General features: G+C 68.6%; 14 protein-coding genes. 8 read left to right on the top strand and 6 right to left on the bottom strand.

Going from position 1 to position 15,445, the window contains the following annotated elements; translation table 11 throughout:
* The first annotated feature begins 146 nt into the window (after positions 1 to 146).
* Genes ACIBO2_RS39460 through ACIBO2_RS39440 form a run of 5 tightly spaced genes read left to right on the top strand, consistent with a single transcriptional unit; the run spans position 147 to position 5,981 of the window.
* A complete protein-coding gene (locus ACIBO2_RS39460) occupies positions 147 to 1,973 on the top strand; it encodes an ABC transporter substrate-binding protein (RefSeq protein ID WP_358535403.1) in 1,827 nt (608 codons plus the stop codon).
* 48 nt (positions 1,974 to 2,021) lie between these two features.
* Positions 2,022 to 3,044: an ABC transporter ATP-binding protein gene (locus ACIBO2_RS39455; protein WP_358535401.1), complete on the top strand. Its 1,023-nt coding sequence runs from the start codon at positions 2,022 to 2,024 to the stop codon at positions 3,042 to 3,044.
* On the top strand, positions 3,044 to 4,060 hold the full coding sequence (locus ACIBO2_RS39450) for a dipeptide ABC transporter ATP-binding protein (protein WP_358535399.1): 1,017 nt from the start codon (positions 3,044 to 3,046) through the stop codon (positions 4,058 to 4,060). Before ACIBO2_RS39455 ends, ACIBO2_RS39450 begins: the two co-directional genes overlap by 1 nt.
* On the top strand, positions 4,057 to 5,019 hold the full coding sequence (locus ACIBO2_RS39445; RefSeq protein WP_358535397.1) for an ABC transporter permease: 963 nt from the start codon (positions 4,057 to 4,059) through the stop codon (positions 5,017 to 5,019). The genes ACIBO2_RS39450 and ACIBO2_RS39445 overlap by 4 nt, the downstream gene beginning before the upstream one ends.
* A complete protein-coding gene (locus tag ACIBO2_RS39440) occupies positions 5,019 to 5,981 on the top strand; it encodes an ABC transporter permease (RefSeq protein ID WP_358535395.1) in 963 nt (320 codons plus the stop codon). The genes ACIBO2_RS39445 and ACIBO2_RS39440 overlap by 1 nt, the downstream gene beginning before the upstream one ends.
* A gap of 77 nt (positions 5,982 to 6,058) precedes the next feature.
* Here the strand turns inward: ACIBO2_RS39440 and ACIBO2_RS39435 are convergent, their stop codons facing one another.
* From ACIBO2_RS39435 to recA, 4 genes are all read right to left on the bottom strand, one after another.
* A complete protein-coding gene (locus tag ACIBO2_RS39435) occupies positions 6,059 to 6,970 on the bottom strand; it encodes a hypothetical protein (protein WP_358535393.1) in 912 nt (303 codons plus the stop codon).
* Between the two features lie 855 nt (positions 6,971 to 7,825).
* Positions 7,826 to 9,442 carry a ribonuclease Y gene (rny, locus tag ACIBO2_RS39430; RefSeq protein WP_358535391.1) on the bottom strand — a complete coding sequence of 539 codons (1,617 nt, stop codon included), beginning with the start codon at positions 9,440 to 9,442 and terminating at the stop codon, positions 7,826 to 7,828.
* Between the two features lie 600 nt (positions 9,443 to 10,042).
* Positions 10,043 to 10,519 carry a regulatory protein RecX gene (locus tag ACIBO2_RS39425; RefSeq protein ID WP_358535389.1) on the bottom strand — a complete coding sequence of 159 codons (477 nt, stop codon included), beginning with the start codon at positions 10,517 to 10,519 and terminating at the stop codon, positions 10,043 to 10,045.
* A 1,233-nt stretch (positions 10,520 to 11,752) separates the two neighbouring features.
* The gene (gene recA / locus ACIBO2_RS39420; protein ID WP_357947004.1) at positions 11,753 to 12,853 is read right to left on the bottom strand and encodes a recombinase RecA; all 1,101 of its coding nucleotides are present in this window, start codon (positions 12,851 to 12,853) and stop codon (positions 11,753 to 11,755) included.
* A 398-nt stretch (positions 12,854 to 13,251) separates the two neighbouring features.
* On the opposite strand from recA, the gene ACIBO2_RS39415 reads away from it, so the two are divergent.
* From ACIBO2_RS39415 to ACIBO2_RS39405, 3 genes are all read left to right on the top strand, one after another.
* Positions 13,252 to 13,599 (top strand): VOC family protein, encoded by a 348-nt coding sequence (locus tag ACIBO2_RS39415; RefSeq protein WP_358535387.1) that lies wholly within the window; start codon positions 13,252 to 13,254, stop codon positions 13,597 to 13,599.
* An 11-nt stretch (positions 13,600 to 13,610) separates the two neighbouring features.
* Complete coding sequence (locus ACIBO2_RS39410) at positions 13,611 to 13,889, top strand: hypothetical protein (RefSeq protein WP_358535385.1); 279 nt, start codon at positions 13,611 to 13,613, stop codon at positions 13,887 to 13,889.
* A gap of 213 nt (positions 13,890 to 14,102) precedes the next feature.
* Positions 14,103 to 14,381 (top strand): hypothetical protein, encoded by a 279-nt coding sequence (locus ACIBO2_RS39405; RefSeq protein WP_358535383.1) that lies wholly within the window; start codon positions 14,103 to 14,105, stop codon positions 14,379 to 14,381.
* 87 nt (positions 14,382 to 14,468) lie between these two features.
* Here the strand turns inward: ACIBO2_RS39405 and ACIBO2_RS39400 are convergent, their stop codons facing one another.
* Both ACIBO2_RS39400 and ACIBO2_RS39395 read right to left on the bottom strand, forming a co-directional pair.
* Positions 14,469 to 14,663, bottom strand: a complete 195-nt coding sequence (locus ACIBO2_RS39400) for a DUF3046 domain-containing protein (protein WP_225290661.1) — start codon at positions 14,661 to 14,663, stop codon at positions 14,469 to 14,471.
* A gap of 239 nt (positions 14,664 to 14,902) precedes the next feature.
* A complete protein-coding gene (locus ACIBO2_RS39395; protein WP_358436160.1) occupies positions 14,903 to 15,391 on the bottom strand; it encodes a VOC family protein in 489 nt (162 codons plus the stop codon).
* Between the last annotated feature and the right edge of the window lie 54 nt (positions 15,392 to 15,445).

Genomic DNA, 15,445 nt, shown 5'->3' with positions numbered 1-15,445 from the left:
CTCGCCAACGGTTGAATAACCGTCCTCGACACCGCCCTCCCCAAGTGGATTGCTCGAAGGAGCAGCACGTGGGGCGCGCCTCGCGGCCACGAAGCGCGCCCCACTGGCCAGCCACATATCCCCATCTCGGCACGAGGGAGGGCCAGATGGCCAGCTTGCGCCATCTCAGCATCGCCGTGGTGGCCGCGGCAAGTCTGCTCGCCGCCGCCTGCGCCACGGACACCGGCACGAACGGCTCGGCACCGCCGACAGCGCCCCAGGACACCGGCAAGCCCTTGTCGGGCGGCACGATCAGGCTGGTGGGCGGCGGCGACGTCGACCATCTCGATCCCACCAGCGCCTACTACACGGTCACCAACGGCATTATGCGCGGTTACGCGCGCCAGCTGTTCAACCTGAACGGCGTGGCCAAGGAGTCCGACACCACCAAGGGCTTCGCCGTCGTCCCCGACGTCGCCACCGAGCTGCCGACGACCGCCAACGGCGGCCTCAGCGCCGACCACCTCACGTACACGATCAAGCTGCGGGACGGCGTCCAATGGGACACCCAGCCGCCGCGGGCGGTGACCGCGGGCGACTTCGTCCGCGGCTTCAAGCGGCTCTGCAACCCGGTGGCCGGAGCGGGGGCGCCCGGCTACTACACCAGCACGATCAAGGGCATGGCCGCCTACTGCGCGGCCTACGGCAAGGCGTTCGAGAAGGCCAAGCCCACGGCGGCGGCGCTGGCCGCCTTCCAGAACTCGCACGACATCGCCGGCGTGCAGGCCAAGGATGACAAGACGATCGTGTTCACGCTGGTCCAGCCGGCGGGCGACTTCCTCAACATCCTCTCCCTGAACTTCTCCTCGGCCGCGCCCCAGGAGTACGACCAATACGTCCCGGACGACGCCACCTTCCGCCAGCACGTGATCTCCGACGGCCCCTACAAGATCACCCAGTACGTGGCCACCAAGTCGATCAGGCTGGAGCGGAACCCCGCCTGGACGCAGGCGGCCGACCCGATCAGGCACCAGTACGTCAACGCCGTCGACGTCAAGATGGGCGTCACCGAGCCCGACGCGGTGCAGCAGCAGATCGAGGCGGGCAGCGCGGACCTGTCCTGGGACCTGCCGGTGCCGACCGCCCAGATCCCGCGGCTGAAGAGCGGCGACCCCGACTTCAAGATCTTCCCGGGCGCCGTGACGAACCCGTATCTCGTCTTCAACCAGCAGAGCAAGAACGAGAACGGCGCCATGGGCAAGGTAAAGGTCCGCCAGGCCATCGAGTACGCGATCAACAAGGTGGCCATCGCCAAGATCTACGGCGGTGCCGACGTGGCGACCCCCCTGCACACGGCCATCCCACCGGGCAACATCGGCTACCAGGAGTACAACCCGTACCCGACGCCCGGCGACCAGGGCGACCCGGCCAAGTGCAAGCAGCTGCTCGCCGAAGCGGGCTACCCGAACGGGATGACCCTCATCGGCGCCTTCCGCAACGCGGGCAACCACCCGGCCAACTTCCAGTCCTACTCGGCCGACCTGCAGAAGTGCGGGATCACCGTCAAGGGTCTGCCCGTACGGCAGGGCGACTACTACGGCGCGTTCCTGCAGAACCCGACCATCGCCAAGGACAGCAAGTGGGACATCTCAGCTCCCGGCTGGGTGCCCGACTGGTACGGCAACAACGGCCGCGCCGTCTCCCAGCCGCTGTTCCAGACCAACTGCACCCCGGGCACGAGCAACTACGGCTGCTACAGCAACCCCAAGGTGGACGCCCTCATCAAGCAGGCGCTGGCCGAGCCCGACGCGACCAAGGCGGCCGGACTCTGGCACCAGGTCGACCAGACGGTGATGGCCGACGCGGTGATCGTGCCGTTCAACAACCAGAACACGCCGATCTACAAGAGCAAGCGGGTGCGCAACGCGCTCTATCTGTCGGCGTTCCAGCTCTACGACATCACCAACCTCTGGCTGGACCCCAACTCGCCATGACGGTGCGGCGCCCCGCGGCACTCCCGCGGGGCGCCGTGAGGGAGGAACATGAGCCTGCTAGAGGTGACGGACCTGAAGGTGACCTTCCCCACCTCCGACGGCCTGGTCCAGGCAGTGCGGGGACTGTCGTTCACCGTCGACCGCGGCCGGACGCTGGCGATCGTCGGCGAATCCGGGAGCGGCAAGACCGTGAGCACCCAGGCCATCCTCGGTCTCTCCCCCGGGGCCGACATATCCGGCACCGCCCTGTTCGAAGGGGTGGACCTGCTCGAACTGGACCGCGAGCAGCTACGCCGCATCCGCGGGGCGGAGATCAGCGTCGTCTTCCAGGACCCGCTGACCAGCCTGCACCCGCTCTACAAGGTCGGCCGGCAGATCGAGGAGCTCTTCCACGTCCACCGGCCCGGCACCAGCCGCGCCGAGGCCCGCAAACGCGCGATCGAGCTGCTCGGCCTGGTCGGCATCCCCCGGCCGGACCGGCGGGTGGACGACTATCCGCACCAGTTCTCCGGCGGCATGCGGCAGCGGGCGATGATCGCCATGTCGCTGGCGCTGAACCCGAAGCTCATCGTCGCGGACGAGCCGACCACCGCGCTCGACGCGACCGTCCAGGCGCAGATCCTCGAGCTCATCGGCCGGGTCCAAGCCGAGTTCGACATCGCACTCATCCTCATCACCCATGATCTCGGCGTCGTGGCGGGCATCGCCGACGAGGTGCTGGTCATGTACGCGGGCCTGGTGGCCGAGCGGGCCGACCGGCGTACCCTCTACTACCGCCCGCACCACCCCTACACCAAGGGCCTGCTGGAGTCGATCCCGGGCAGCACCGGGACCCGGGGCGACCGGCTGCGGCCCATCCCCGGCTCCCCGCCGTCGCTGATCGACCTCCCCTCGGGCTGCGCCTTCCACCCGCGCTGCCCGTACGCCATGCCGGTCTGCGCGGCCGAGCGGCCGCCGCCGGCCAGGGTCACGGGCGGCGGCGGGCACGCCTCGGCCTGCTGGCTGCCCCACGAGGCGGTCGGGCTCGGCCCGGAGGCCGACGAGCTGCGACGGCACGCGAAGGAGGCCTGATGCTCCTCGAAGTCGAGAACGTCGTCAAGCACTTCCCCATCACCACCGGCCTGCTGGTCAAGCACACGATCGGGCAGGTGCGGGCGGTCGACGGGGTGAGCTTCGACCTGTCGCCGGGCGAGACGCTCGGGCTGGTCGGCGAGACCGGCTGCGGCAAGTCGACGCTCGCCCGCTGCGTCGCGGGCCTGCATCCCATCACCTCGGGCCGGGTCCGCTTCGACGGCGACGACATCACGAACCTGCCCAGGGCCAGGATGCGGGCCTACCGGCGCGACATCCAGGTCATCTTCCAGGACCCCTACGGCTCGCTGAACCCGCGCCGGCGCGTCGGCTCGATCATCGCCGACCCGCTCGTGGTCCACCGGGTGAGCCGCGGCGCCGAGCTGCGCCGTACCGTGCAGGAGCTGATGGAACGGGTGGGGCTCAACCCCGAGCACTACAACCGGTTTCCCGCGGAGTTCTCCGGCGGGCAGCGGCAGCGGATCGGGGTGGCCAGGGCGCTCGCGCTGCGTCCCCGGCTGATCATCTGCGACGAGCCGGTGTCCGCGCTGGACGTCTCCATCCAGGCGCAGATCCTCAACCTGCTGAAGGACCTGCAGGACGAGTTCGGGCTGACGTACCTGTTCATCGCGCACGACCTGTCGGTGGTGCGGCACATCAGCGACCGGATCGCGGTCATGTACCTGGGCAGGATCGTCGAACTCGCGGGGGCCGACGAACTGCACGAACATCCCCGGCATCCCTACACCAACGCCCTCCTTTCCGCCACGGCGGTGGCCGACCCGGACGAGGCCGAACGGCGGCGGCGCATCATCCTCACGGGCGACGTCCCCTCGCCGATCGACCCGCCATCCGGCTGCCGCTTCCATCCCCGGTGCCCGAAGGCGCGGGAGCGCTGCTCCGCGGAGGAACCGCCGCTGGCGCTCCGGGACCACCTGGTGGCCTGCCACTTCCCCGTCGAGGCAGGCGAGGACTTGACCGCTTCCGGTTCCGGTTCCGGGGGGAGGCCCGCATGACGCTCACCGAGATCAGACCGGACGCGGTCAGCGACCGGACGATCGCCGGCCGCAGCCCGTGGCAGCTCGCCTGGGCCAGGATCAGGACCGACAAGGTCGCGCTGGTCTCCGGCCTGATCGTGGTCCTGCTCTGCCTGCTGGCGCTGGCGGCCCCGCTCATCGCCGCCTGGAACGGCCACGACCCGGACGAGCAGTTCCGCGACACCGGCATCACCGCGCAGGGGCTGCCGATCGCGCCGAACGGCACGTTCTGGTTCGGCACCGACCGGCTCGGCCGCGACCTGTTCATCAGGGTTCTGTACGGGGCGCGGGTCTCGCTGCTGGTCGGCGTGGTCGCCACCGGGCTGGCGGCGCTGGTGGGCGTCGTCGTCGGCCTGCTGGCCGGCTACTACGGCGGCGTCATCGACACCGTGCTGTCCCGGCTCATGGACGTGGTGCTGTCGTTCCCGTACCTGATCTTCGCCATCGCGGTCGTCTCGATCGCCGGTCCGTCGCTGACCGCGACGATCGGGGTGATCGCCTTCTACTCGTGGGCGGCCATCGCGCGGGTCGTCCGCGGCCAGACACTCTCGCTTAAAGAGCGCGAGTACGTCGAGGCCGCCCGGTCCATCGGCTGCGGCGATCTCCGGATCATGTTCGTCGACATCCTGCCGAACCTGCTCGCCCCGGTCATCGTCCTGACCACGCTGCTCGTGCCGGCGGCCATCGTCTTCGAGTCGACGCTGTCGTTCCTCGGACTCGGCATCGTGCCGCCCACCCCCTCCTGGGGCAACCTGCTCAGCGAGGCGCAGGGCTTCTACCGGGTCGCCTACTGGTACCTGGGCTTCCCCGCGGCCACCCTGCTGCTCACCACGCTCGCCTTCAACCTGGTCGGCGACGGCATCAGGGACGCCATCGACCCGCGTATGGAACGCCTGTTCAGCCGCCGTCGTCCTCGCTCTCGTCGTAAGGGGGCCTGATGCTCCGCAGATTCCTGATCCGGCGGGCGCTGCTCGGCGTGCTCGTGCTGTGGCTGGTCACGCTGGGCACGTTCCTGCTGTTCTTCGTCGCCCCCAGCGACCCCGCCAGAACGCTGGCCGGTCGCCAGGCCACCCCCGAGCAGGTGGAGCTCATCCGCCACAACCTCGGCCTGGACCGCCCGATCCTCGTCCAATACCTCGACTACCTGAACCGCCTCATCCACGGCGACCTCGGCCAGTCGTACTTCTCCGGCGAATCCATCGGCAAGCTCCTCTCCCAGGACTTCCCGCCCACGGCCTCGCTCGTGATCGGCGGCGCGATCCTCTGGGTCGTCATCGGCGTGGGTGCCGGAGTCATCAGCGCCACCCGGGCGCGCTCCCTGCTGGACCGCGTCGTGACGTTCCTGGCTCTGGCCGCCGTGTCCATGCCCACCTTCGTGGTCGGCCTGCTGCTGTTGTACTTCCTGTTCTTCCAGCTCTCCATGGCCGGGGCGCCGCTGCTGCCGCCGGACTCGTACGTGCCGCTCACCGACAGCCCCGGCGAATGGGCCCGCCACCTGATCCTGCCCTGGATCACGCTCGCCATGGTCCAGGCCGCCTCCTACGTACGGCTGACGCGCGGGTCGATGCTGGACATCCTCGGCGAGGACTACATCCGCACGGCCCGCGCCAAGGGCGTCCCCGAGGGCCAGGTCATCTACCGGCACGGCTTACGCGCCGCCCTGACGCCGGTGGTGACACAACTCGGCGTCGACGTGGGCACGCTGATCGGCGGGGTGGTGGTGACGGAATCGGTCTTCGGCCTCGGCGGCATCGGGCAGGCGGTGGTACAGGCGTTCGTCAGCGGCGACCTCCCGGTCATCATGGGCGTCGTCGTCCTCGCCACCACGGCCGTCGTCGTGGCCAACCTCCTGGTGGACATCACCTACGGCCTCCTGGACCCCCGCATCCGCCTGACCTGACCCGCCGCCCTCCTACCAACCGCTCCCCGCCCCGACCTCCTACCGATCGCTTCCCCTTCGCGCAGAGGTCGACCGCGTCAGCTGCCGAATTCCTCGTCGATCTTCTGCTCGATGGCCTCCGACTTGGGGGTGTAGACCCGATAGAAGTCCTTGCCGCACTCCAGATCGTCCAGCGCGGCCTTGACCTCCTTGGCCAGGTACGGCTTGGCCTGGGCGGGCGTGAGCGTGGCCCCGAAGGTCCGCTTGACCCCGCCCTTCTTGGGGGGCGACGGCACGTCGGGAACGTCCTCGCGCTGCTGGCGACCGATCTGGTCCTCCTGATCGAGGAACGCACGCCAGCCGCGCTGCTGCAGTTCCGACGGCCTTGTGTCGGAGACCTTGTATCCCTTGCCTGTCAGGCACGTGGCCATGCTCGATGCCAGCTTGACCAGTTCGGCGTCGCCGTCGATCTCGCGCTCGTACGCCCTGTTCGAGACGGCGTCGGCCTGTTCCAACAGATCCATATCGGAACTCACCTTCTTGCCGAGGGCCTGCTTGGCCGCGACGACGATGCAGGCACCCACGGCCTTCCAGTAGCTCTTGCGCTGAGCCGGGGAGAGCTTCGTCCAGATTTTGCCGTTGGGGTCGGCCCCTGAGAGGTCGGGCATGTTGTCGGGGCTGTCTGGGCCCTTCGGGTGGACATATACCGAGAAGACCCCGAAGCCGTACTTCGCCCGCTGGGCCTTCAACGCCTCATAGTCACCGGCTTTGCGCTTACGCTCCTCGTCGGTGTCGGGATCTTCCGGTGGCACGTAGGCGATGTACTTGAAGCCCTTCTGCTTCATGCAGTCCGCCTTGACGGATTCGAACTGGCGCCTCTTCTCCTGTGCCATCGTGGCCGGCTTCGAGGGAGGTGTAGCGCTCTTCCCAGGTGGCTCGGCGTTACCCCCGCAGCCGCCGAGCACGGCCGTCACGGCCAGGGCTAAGACGGTCTTTCTGATGGTGTTCATGGTCGGTCTCCCCGTATGTCACCGTCACGCGCGCACGCGACCGCCCAGGCACCTGTACAGCTCGTGGTGGCGTCCGGCGCTCCCGCCGGCGCGCGTGATCTACTTCTTCCGTGGCTCGCGTACGAACCGGCCACCGTCCGATCTGGCAGGTCGTGCGGATCGGGCGCAAGCGACCCTCGCGGCTGGCGCCGAGCGCTGCCGCAACAGTCGCCCGCCTTGACCTGCTGCGGCCCGTCCCCTGTGCCCCGGTCGGAGGCCGTGGACGCGACTATCACGATCAGCGCCAATGTGGATCTCTCTGACGCGCCCGGCAACCATACTCTGTTCAATGAAGTATGGTCAATCACGGCGGCCTCCACGGCCCCGCTCGGGTCGCGCGACCAGCCCCAGAACTCTGGTCCACCCTCGATGAGGGCCGAGAGTCTCAGAAGCCCCGTGGGCGTCCTCGACCGCCGTGGCGCGCGTCGGCGCCCACCGCTCGCCTTGGGGACGGCGGACGGGAAGGCGGGCCGCACGGCACCCACCAACCACCCGCGCAAGGTGATCACGGCCATCCCAGAGCCTGAGCCCCCACCGGAGGCGGGTCATATCCACACTGGCCTGCATCGATCTACGGCGAGCCCAGCGGGCCAACGGCACGCAGTGCGGCGATCAGCCCGAGGGGGTTCCCAAAAGAGCCTCTAACCGCCAGGTCGGGCAGACAGGTCGCCCCCCACCCCACGCCGCACAGACGGCTCGTCTCCCACCCCACGCCGCACAGACGGCTCGTCTCCCACCCCACGCCGCACAGAAAACTGCTCGTGACTTTCAGCGCGGAAAGCATGGAATGCACTGATCGCGAACTGATCGCCAACCTCAGCGCGCGAACTCGGTCGCTCGCGACTCTCGGACGACGGTGATACGGATCTGCCCCGGATAGGTCAGCTCCTCCTCGACCTGCTTGGCCACATCCCGCGCGATCACCTGCGCCTGGATGTCGTCGATCGCGTCCGGCTTCACCATCACCCGGATCTCCCGGCCCGCCTGCATGGCGAACACCTTCTCCACCCCGTCGTACGACTGCGCGATCTCCTCCAGCCGCTCCAGCCGCTTGACGTACGCCTCCAGCGACTCCCGTCGCGCACCCGGACGGCTGCCGCTGATCGCGTCGGCCGCCTGCGTGAGCACGGCCTCGACCGTACGGACCTCGACCTCGTTGTGGTGCGCCTCGATGGCGTGCACCACGTCCTCCTGCTCGCCGTATCGGCGGGCGATCTCCGCCCCGATCAGCGCGTGGCTGCCCTCGACCTCGTGCGTCAACGCCTTGCCGATGTCGTGCAGGAGGGCGCAGCGCTTCATCAGCGACTGGTCCATCTTGAGCTCGGCGGCCATGATTCCGGCGATGTGCGCGGACTCGATGAGGTGTTTGAGGACGTTCTGTCCATAGGAGGTGCGGTATCGGAGCTGGCCGAGCAGCAGCGTCAGCTCGGGGTGCATGTCCGTGATGCCCAGCTCGACCAGCGCGTCCTCACCCGCCCGCGCACACAGGTCCTGCACCTCCGCACGGCTGCGCTCGTGCACCTCCTCGATGCGCTGGGGGTGAATACGGCCGTCGAGTACCAGTTTCTCCAGTGTGAGCCGGGCAGTTTCCCGGCGTACCGGGTCAAAACACGACAGCAACACCGCTTCCGGTGTGTCGTCGATGATCAGGTTCACGCCGGTCGTCGACTCGAACGCCCGGATGTTGCGCCCCTCACGGCCGATGATCCGGCCCTTCATCTCGTCACCGGGCAGGTGCAGCACGCTCACCACGGACTCGGCCGTCTGCTCGGCCGCCATCCGCTGCACGGCCAGCGTCACGATCTTGGTAGCCCGCTTCTCGCCCTCCTTGCGCGCATCGCCCTCGATCTCCCTGACGATCAGCGCGGCCTCGCGCTTGGCCTGGTTCTCGATCTCGCGCACCAGCTCGCTCTTGGCCTGCTCACCGGTGAGCCCGGCGACGCGCTCGAGGATCACCCGCCGCTCGTTCTCGACCTGCAGCAGCTCCGCGCGCCTGTCGGCCAGCTCGACCTCGGTCTCGCCCAGCTTGCGATCACGTTCGGCCTGCCGCCTGGCCTCCTCGTCGAGCCGCTGCTCGCGCTCGGCCAGCCGCCCTTCCCTGCGTTCGAGGTCGGCCCGGAGCTCCTTGAGCTCGGCCTTGAGTATCCGCCCCTCCTCCTCGACCTCGCGCCGCAACTGCGCCGCGCTCTCGGCGGCGGCCGCCGACCTGCGCAGGATCTCCTCGGCATCGGACTCGGCCTTGCCCCGGATCTCCCCGGCCTCTTCACGAGCCAGCTCAAGCTCCTCGTGCACGGCCTGCAATTGCTCAGGGCTCGGCTTGAGCACCCGCGAACCGCTGCCCGATGTGCGGCGGACGACGATGAGCAACGCGGCGATCATCCCGAACGCCAGCAGGAGCACCGCCACCGACAGCACCACGACAAGCGGCCCCATGTGCTCCCCGCCCTCCTCGCGTCGTCAAGACTCGTAACGCGCCCTCAAAACGGGAGGGGTCACATGCGCGGCGCTGATCGCCCAATCGGCATCTTCACCACGACCGATATCCAACCAAGACTGACCGGGCGTCGACTGCGATAGCCGACACCTCGCCTGCCTCGATCCACCGAGCTCGTTCGTCCGTCAATCACCGGTATGGCAATCCGCACTGCGCGGAGTAACTCCTCACTGCCGTCGAGGTTATGCGTCGAACAAGTCACGAGCAAGCAAACGAGTCATCAAGCGTGTCTTACGGGCTTGCATCTCTTCATTGAGGCAGATTTCCCGCTTCTGCCCCGAAATGCCGCTCCGCACGCAACTACGCACGCCCTCCCACCAAACCTCGAGCCCGACCAGAAAGAGGCCCGCCTCCGCTGCCGCCAGAACCCGAACACCTCACCCGAGGGGCCGGGCACCCCTCGGACAGCCCCGCACCCCGGCACCGCCAGAAACCAAGCAACCCGCCCCAGAGACTCGGCACCCCACCCCGACGAACCGCACCCCGGTGTGGAACGTGTGTGAGGAGAGTGATCCGGTGCGGGCGGGGCCGTGTGGAGGTCAGGAGAAGTCGTCCTCGATTTCGACGCCCTCCGTCTCCAGTGCCTCGCGGATGACGCGGAAGGCCAGTCCCGGGGCGTACCCCTTTCTGGCCAGCATCCCGGCGAGGCGGCGCGTGCGGACCTGGGGGTCGAGGCCGCGGGTTGAGGACAGCTTGCGTTCGACGAGGCGGCGCGCCGTTTCGAGCTCCTGGTCGGGCTCGAGGCGGTCCACGGCCTCGTTGACGGTCTCGGAGTCGACGCCGCGGTGGCGAAGCTCCGCGGCCAGGGCGCGTTTGGCGAGCCCACGACCGTGGTGGCGGGAGTCGACCCAGGCTTCGGCGAATGCCTCATCGTTGATCAGGCCCAGCTCGGAGAAGCGGTCGAGGACCGCCTCCGCGGCTTCATCCGGTACGTCACGCTTACGGAGCGCCTCGGCCAGTTGAGCTCGCGTCTTGGGAGCCATCGTCAGCAGACGGAGGCAGATGGCCCGAGCCACCGACTCAGGGTCGGCGTTGGGAGCCGCACCGGCGGCCGACCCCTCATCGGGTCCGTCGGGAAGCCACCCAGCACGCCCCCGAGAGCCCGCCGAACGTGCCCCCTTCCCACCCCGCCCTCCCGATCGCCGTCCTCTACCGGAGCGCCTCTCCCCACGTCGGCCGCCCTGGTACGGATCATCCTGGTACGGATCATCCTCGGCGTGGCCACCGGCCTGGCCACCGATATAGGAACCGCCCTCGAACTGACCGCTGTGGGTGCCCGCACCGGACGACAGGCCGTCCTGGGAGAACGGCACGTCGCCTCGGGGAGATGGGTTGTCCACGGTGGACGATGAATTGCCTTGGGCAGGCGGAGGCACGTCCTGGCCCCCGGGAGACGCATTGCCTGCGGTGGACACTGAGTTGTCCTGAGCAGGCCGAGACACGTCGTCGCCCTGGGGAGCCGCCCTGCCTGCGGTGGGCAGTGAGTTGTCCTGGGCAGGCCGCCAGACGGTTTCTTGGGGCGCGGTTGAGAGCCGCTCGTCGTTCTGTCCGCCGCCCGAATCACCGGACGACTCAGCGATCGATGCTGCGCCCAGCTCGGAGCTCGGATCGGCAGGTGCATGAGCGGGCTGGGCCGGGGACGTGTAGGCCGAGGGTGGCTCGGCCGGGGGTGGCTCGGCCGAGGAGCGGGACCGTTGGCGCCATTCGCTGAGCGACGGCCACCCTGCCGACGGCTCCCCGCCGGACGACTTTCCACTGGATAGTGCAGCGCCAGACATCTTCCCACCGGGCAGTTCGCTACCGGTCAGCTTGCCACCTGACGGTTCGCTACCGGGTAGCCCACCCGATGGTTCACCCCCAGACAGCCTCTTACCGGACGGCCACCCTGCCGACGGCTCCCCGCCGGACGGCTTCCTACCCGACGGCTCGGTGCCGGGCAGCTTCCCGCTAGACGGTTCGCCGCCAGGCGGCCTCCCATCGGACGAGTCGCCGCCGGGCAGCCTCCCGCTGGACCGTTTCCTCCGGGATGGTTTCCGACCTCGAGGTGAGTCGTCCGAGGAGAGCTCGGAGGGCCAGGTGTCCTCCGGGGTTGATGACCGCGGAAAGAGGTTGGCGCTGGAGTTGCGGCGGCGGCCCGGAGGTGGAGTGGGGAGGTCGGGCCAGGCGCCCCAGTCATGGGAATGGGGCGCCTGCGACGGGTCCGTGTCACTCATCCGACGACCGATCAGAGTCACTCATGTGGCGACTGATCAGACGTCACCGGGCTTCGGCGTGGCGGCGGCCTTGGCGCCGCGGCCCGAGGGAGCGGCGGCGGGGGCGGCCGGGGCCGCGGGTGCCTCGGCCGGGGCGTCCAAGCGGGGGCCGACGCCGAGCTTGTCCTTGATCTTCTTCTCGATCTCGTTGGACATGTCGGGGTGGTTCTTCAGGAAGTTGCGGGCATTCTCCTTGCCCTGGCCGAGCTGGTCACCCTCGTAGGTGTACCAGGCGCCGGACTTGCGGACGAAGCCGTGCTCGACGCCCATGTCGATGAGGCCGCCCTCGCGGGAGACGCCCACGCCGTAGAGGATGTCGAAGTCGGCGACCCGGAAGGGCGGGGCCATCTTGTTCTTGACGACCTTGACCCGCGTGCGGTTGCCGACCGCCTCCGTGCCGTCCTTGAGCGTCTCGATACGGCGGATGTCGAGGCGGACCGAGGCGTAGAACTTGAGCGCCTTACCGCCGGTCGTGGTCTCGGGCGAGCCGAACATGACGCCGATCTTCTCGCGGAGCTGGTTGATGAAGATGGCGGTGGTGCCGGTGTTGCTGAGCGCGCCGGCGACCTTGCGCAGGGCCTGGGACATCAGGCGGGCCTGGAGGCCGACGTGGCTGTCGCCCATCTCGCCCTCGATTTCGGCCTTGGGGACCAGGGCGGCCACCGAGTCGATGACGATGATGTCGACGGCGCCCGACCTGATCAGCATGTCGGCGATCTCGAGCGCCTGCTCACCCGTGTCGGGCTGGGAGACGAGCAGAGCGTCGGTGTCGACGCCGAGCTTCTTGGCGTATTCGGGGTCGAGGGCGTGCTCGGCGTCGATGAACGCCGCGATGCCGCCCGCGCGCTGGGCGTTGGCCACCGCGTGCAGGGCGATCGTGGTCTTACCCGAGGACTCCGGGCCGTAGACCTCGACGATCCTGCCACGCGGCAATCCGCCGATGCCCAGCGCGACGTCCAGGGAGATCGAACCCGTGGGGATCACCTCGATGGGGGCTCGGGCGTCGTCGCCGAGGCGCATGACGGAGCCCTTGCCGAACTGCCTCTCGATCTGAGCGAGGGCGGTCTCGAGGGCCTTCTCGCGGTCGTTGATAGCCATGGGAACTCCCCCTGGAGGGTTGTGGTCCGATCAGTCGAGTGAAAGCTACGGCCTGCCACCGACAGTTTTGCGGAGTCGCCGCTGGGAGGGCGTGGCCTGGCGGATTACATCCTAGCCGAACGGCTGTTCGATCACAGCAGGAACACGCGGTAATGCCCCACGCAAACGGCTCCTGTCCCCCTACACCGAACGTTGAGCGCGTGCCGATGAACCTTGACGGACGCGAGCTCGTGACATCGAAGATTAAGTGTGCAGGCCAGAGCGTCTGCCCACAGGGGTCGGACGAGGCGGTCCCCCCGCGCGCCTGACGCGGACCGCGATGATTTCCGCAGACGCGCGGAGTCTATTCCTTTGGTGGGCTGGACCTTCCCGGCCCTGTGGCGAGAGGAGATCCGATCGTGGCAGTGGGGATCTTCGCGGGCATCCCTGTCCGCGACTGCAAGAGTGCCGTGGAGTGGTACACCAGGCTTCTCGGCAGGGGTCCGGCGTTCTGGCCCAACGACGTCGAAGCGGTGTGGCAACTGGCCGAGGACCGGTACGTGTACGTCATCGAGGACGCCGCTCGCGCCGGCGGCGGCGTGAGCATGATCTGGCTGGACGATCCGACGTCCGAGGTGGAGCGGATCGCAGGGCGCGGCCTGCGGCCGGTGGACATGGAGCAGCACGGCAACGTCTGCAAGTGGGTCTTCCGTGACGCTGACGGCAACGAGACAGGCATCGGAGGCGAGACTATGCCTGCGCCCTGAATCGGAATTTGATGGCATGCGCTCAACGTTCGCCGGCAGACGACAGCTCCACCTGGAATACCGATCAAGGTACGCTGTGGGCCGTCGCCACCTGGCGGCCGGGGAGCGCGGAACACGGCGTTCAGCAGGTCGGCGACCGGCCGGTGTGGGATGAGGCCTTCCAGGCGTACGCCCAGCGGGTCGCCTGGGGCGAGCCGAGCCGGCGGCGGTACGGCATCACCGTCACGCCGGAGGGCCAGCGGATCTGGCTGGACGATCCGGAGCGTGTGCTGGGTAGCGCAGGATCCTGAGCACGCGAAAGAGGCCCCCGCCCTCCCGAGGGCCTCCGCGCCGATACCCAGCGCACCATCACGCGGGTGTGGACGCTCTTGTGCGGACCCTCATGGACACCGCCGCGTAACCTCCAGACCCCGTCAAGTGATGTTCACGAGGGTTGGCCTCCGGGTGTTGTCAGGCGGGGTGAGCTGGGGAGACTCACTGCAGGGGCGAGGGTTGGAGGCGGCTTGACGGGCGGCTACACCGGGGAACGGCGCACCCATCTGGAAGCACTCGCCAAGTTGTTGCCCGGTCACGGGCTGGCGAGCCGCATGATGGGCGGTGAGGAGCCAGTGCTGTGGGCGTGGCATCCCCGCACCGGCAAGCAGACGCTCGTTTTCGCCACCCCCGCCGGTCGTGGGTGGCAGTTCCTGTGGTCGCCCGGCGGTCAGGGCACCGCCGACGACCTGCATCTGACGGCCCGCTCACTGAAAGAGAGCATGGAGGATGACGAGCAGGGAGGTTAGCGGGGCCGTGAGGTCCGCCCGGGGCCGTGAGGTCCGCCCGGGGCCGTGAGGTCAGCCGGGAGCCGTGAGGTCAGTAGAGGCGGGAGGTCAGCGGAGGCGGGAGGAGACGTTCTCGACCTGGCAGACCGCGCGCCAGACGGTCTTGGCGCTCTCGCCGTCCGCCAGCGCCTGGTCGACCGTCCGCCCTTCGAGTGGGGCGAGCACGTAGTCGCGGGCCCACGAGTCGGCGTACGACTCCCCGAAGTGGGCGCGCATCCGTCTCCAGAACTCGGTCAGCCGCATCACACAAGTATGGAACCGCCGGAAGGGTGGGTAGGACACCCCCATGGCAAAGACCCCCAAGCACTCCCCGCCCAAGTCCGCCGAGTGCAAAGCCAACCGAAAGAAGCGCCGCCAGCTCCGGTTAACCCAGCGCTTAGCCGTACAGCAGGAGAAATCGGAAAGAGCCGAAAGGCACGCAGGCATCAGGCAGGAGCCTCGGGCGGGCACACCGCGTACGCGTAGAGCGTCGCGACGGTAGATCACATCACGCGCGAGCCGTACATCTCACCCAGATGGTCGGCGAGCAGCTCCAGCCGGGCGCCGTCGGGGTCCTTGAAGTAGATGGAGGCGCCGCTCTCGATCTGGTGCGGCACGCCGGCCACCTCGAGCTTGCCGCGCAGCCGCTCCCAGGTGGCGGGGTCGACGGAGATCGCGATGTGGTGCAGCCCGCCGAGCACCTCCTGGTAGGGGCCGAGGTCGAGCCCCGGGAAGTCGAAGAAGGCGAGGAGGTTGCCGTTGCCGATGTCGAAGAAGAAGTGGTTGGAGCCCTTGAAGTCACGGTTCTCGAAAATCTCCGTCAAGGGGAACTCAAGAAGCTCCTGGTAGAACTTGACCGTCCGCTCCACGTCCGACGACAGCAGGGCGAAATGGTGCAGGCCGCGCGCGCTACTGGACGGCCGGTGCGCTAACAGATAGCGCTCCCTGATGTCCTCGCGGCGGTTCTCAATGGCTGCGTAGTCGATGCCCACGCTCGCTCTATGTCCGCAGCGCCCCCGCCTCAATCTCGCACCGCCGCCACAATG

The organism is Nonomuraea sp. NPDC050022 (assembly GCF_044460705.1).
Taxonomy (GTDB): Bacteria; Actinomycetota; Actinomycetes; order Streptosporangiales; family Streptosporangiaceae; genus Nonomuraea.
This window is presented reverse-complemented; position numbering and strand designations above follow the sequence as displayed.

Bases quoted from the DNA above. Each gene is read 5' to 3' on its own strand.
- ACIBO2_RS39460 (WP_358535403.1), top strand. From the start codon at position 147: ATGGCCAGCTTGCGCCATCTCAGCATCGCCGTGGTGGCCGCGGCAAGT.
- ACIBO2_RS39455 (WP_358535401.1), top strand. From the start codon at position 2,022: ATGAGCCTGCTAGAGGTGACGGACCTGAAGGTGACCTTCCCCACCTCC.
- ACIBO2_RS39450 (WP_358535399.1), top strand. From the start codon at position 3,044: ATGCTCCTCGAAGTCGAGAACGTCGTCAAGCACTTCCCCATCACCACC.
- ACIBO2_RS39445 (WP_358535397.1), top strand. From the start codon at position 4,057: ATGACGCTCACCGAGATCAGACCGGACGCGGTCAGCGACCGGACGATC.
- ACIBO2_RS39440 (WP_358535395.1), top strand. From the start codon at position 5,019: ATGCTCCGCAGATTCCTGATCCGGCGGGCGCTGCTCGGCGTGCTCGTG.
- ACIBO2_RS39435 (WP_358535393.1), bottom strand. From the start codon at position 6,970: ATGAACACCATCAGAAAGACCGTCTTAGCCCTGGCCGTGACGGCCGTG.
- rny (WP_358535391.1), bottom strand. From the start codon at position 9,442: ATGGGGCCGCTTGTCGTGGTGCTGTCGGTGGCGGTGCTCCTGCTGGCG.
- recA (WP_357947004.1), bottom strand. From the start codon at position 12,853: ATGGCTATCAACGACCGCGAGAAGGCCCTCGAGACCGCCCTCGCTCAG.
- ACIBO2_RS39410 (WP_358535385.1), top strand. From the start codon at position 13,611: ATGGCATGCGCTCAACGTTCGCCGGCAGACGACAGCTCCACCTGGAAT.
- ACIBO2_RS39400 (WP_225290661.1), bottom strand. From the start codon at position 14,663: ATGCGGCTGACCGAGTTCTGGAGACGGATGCGCGCCCACTTCGGGGAG.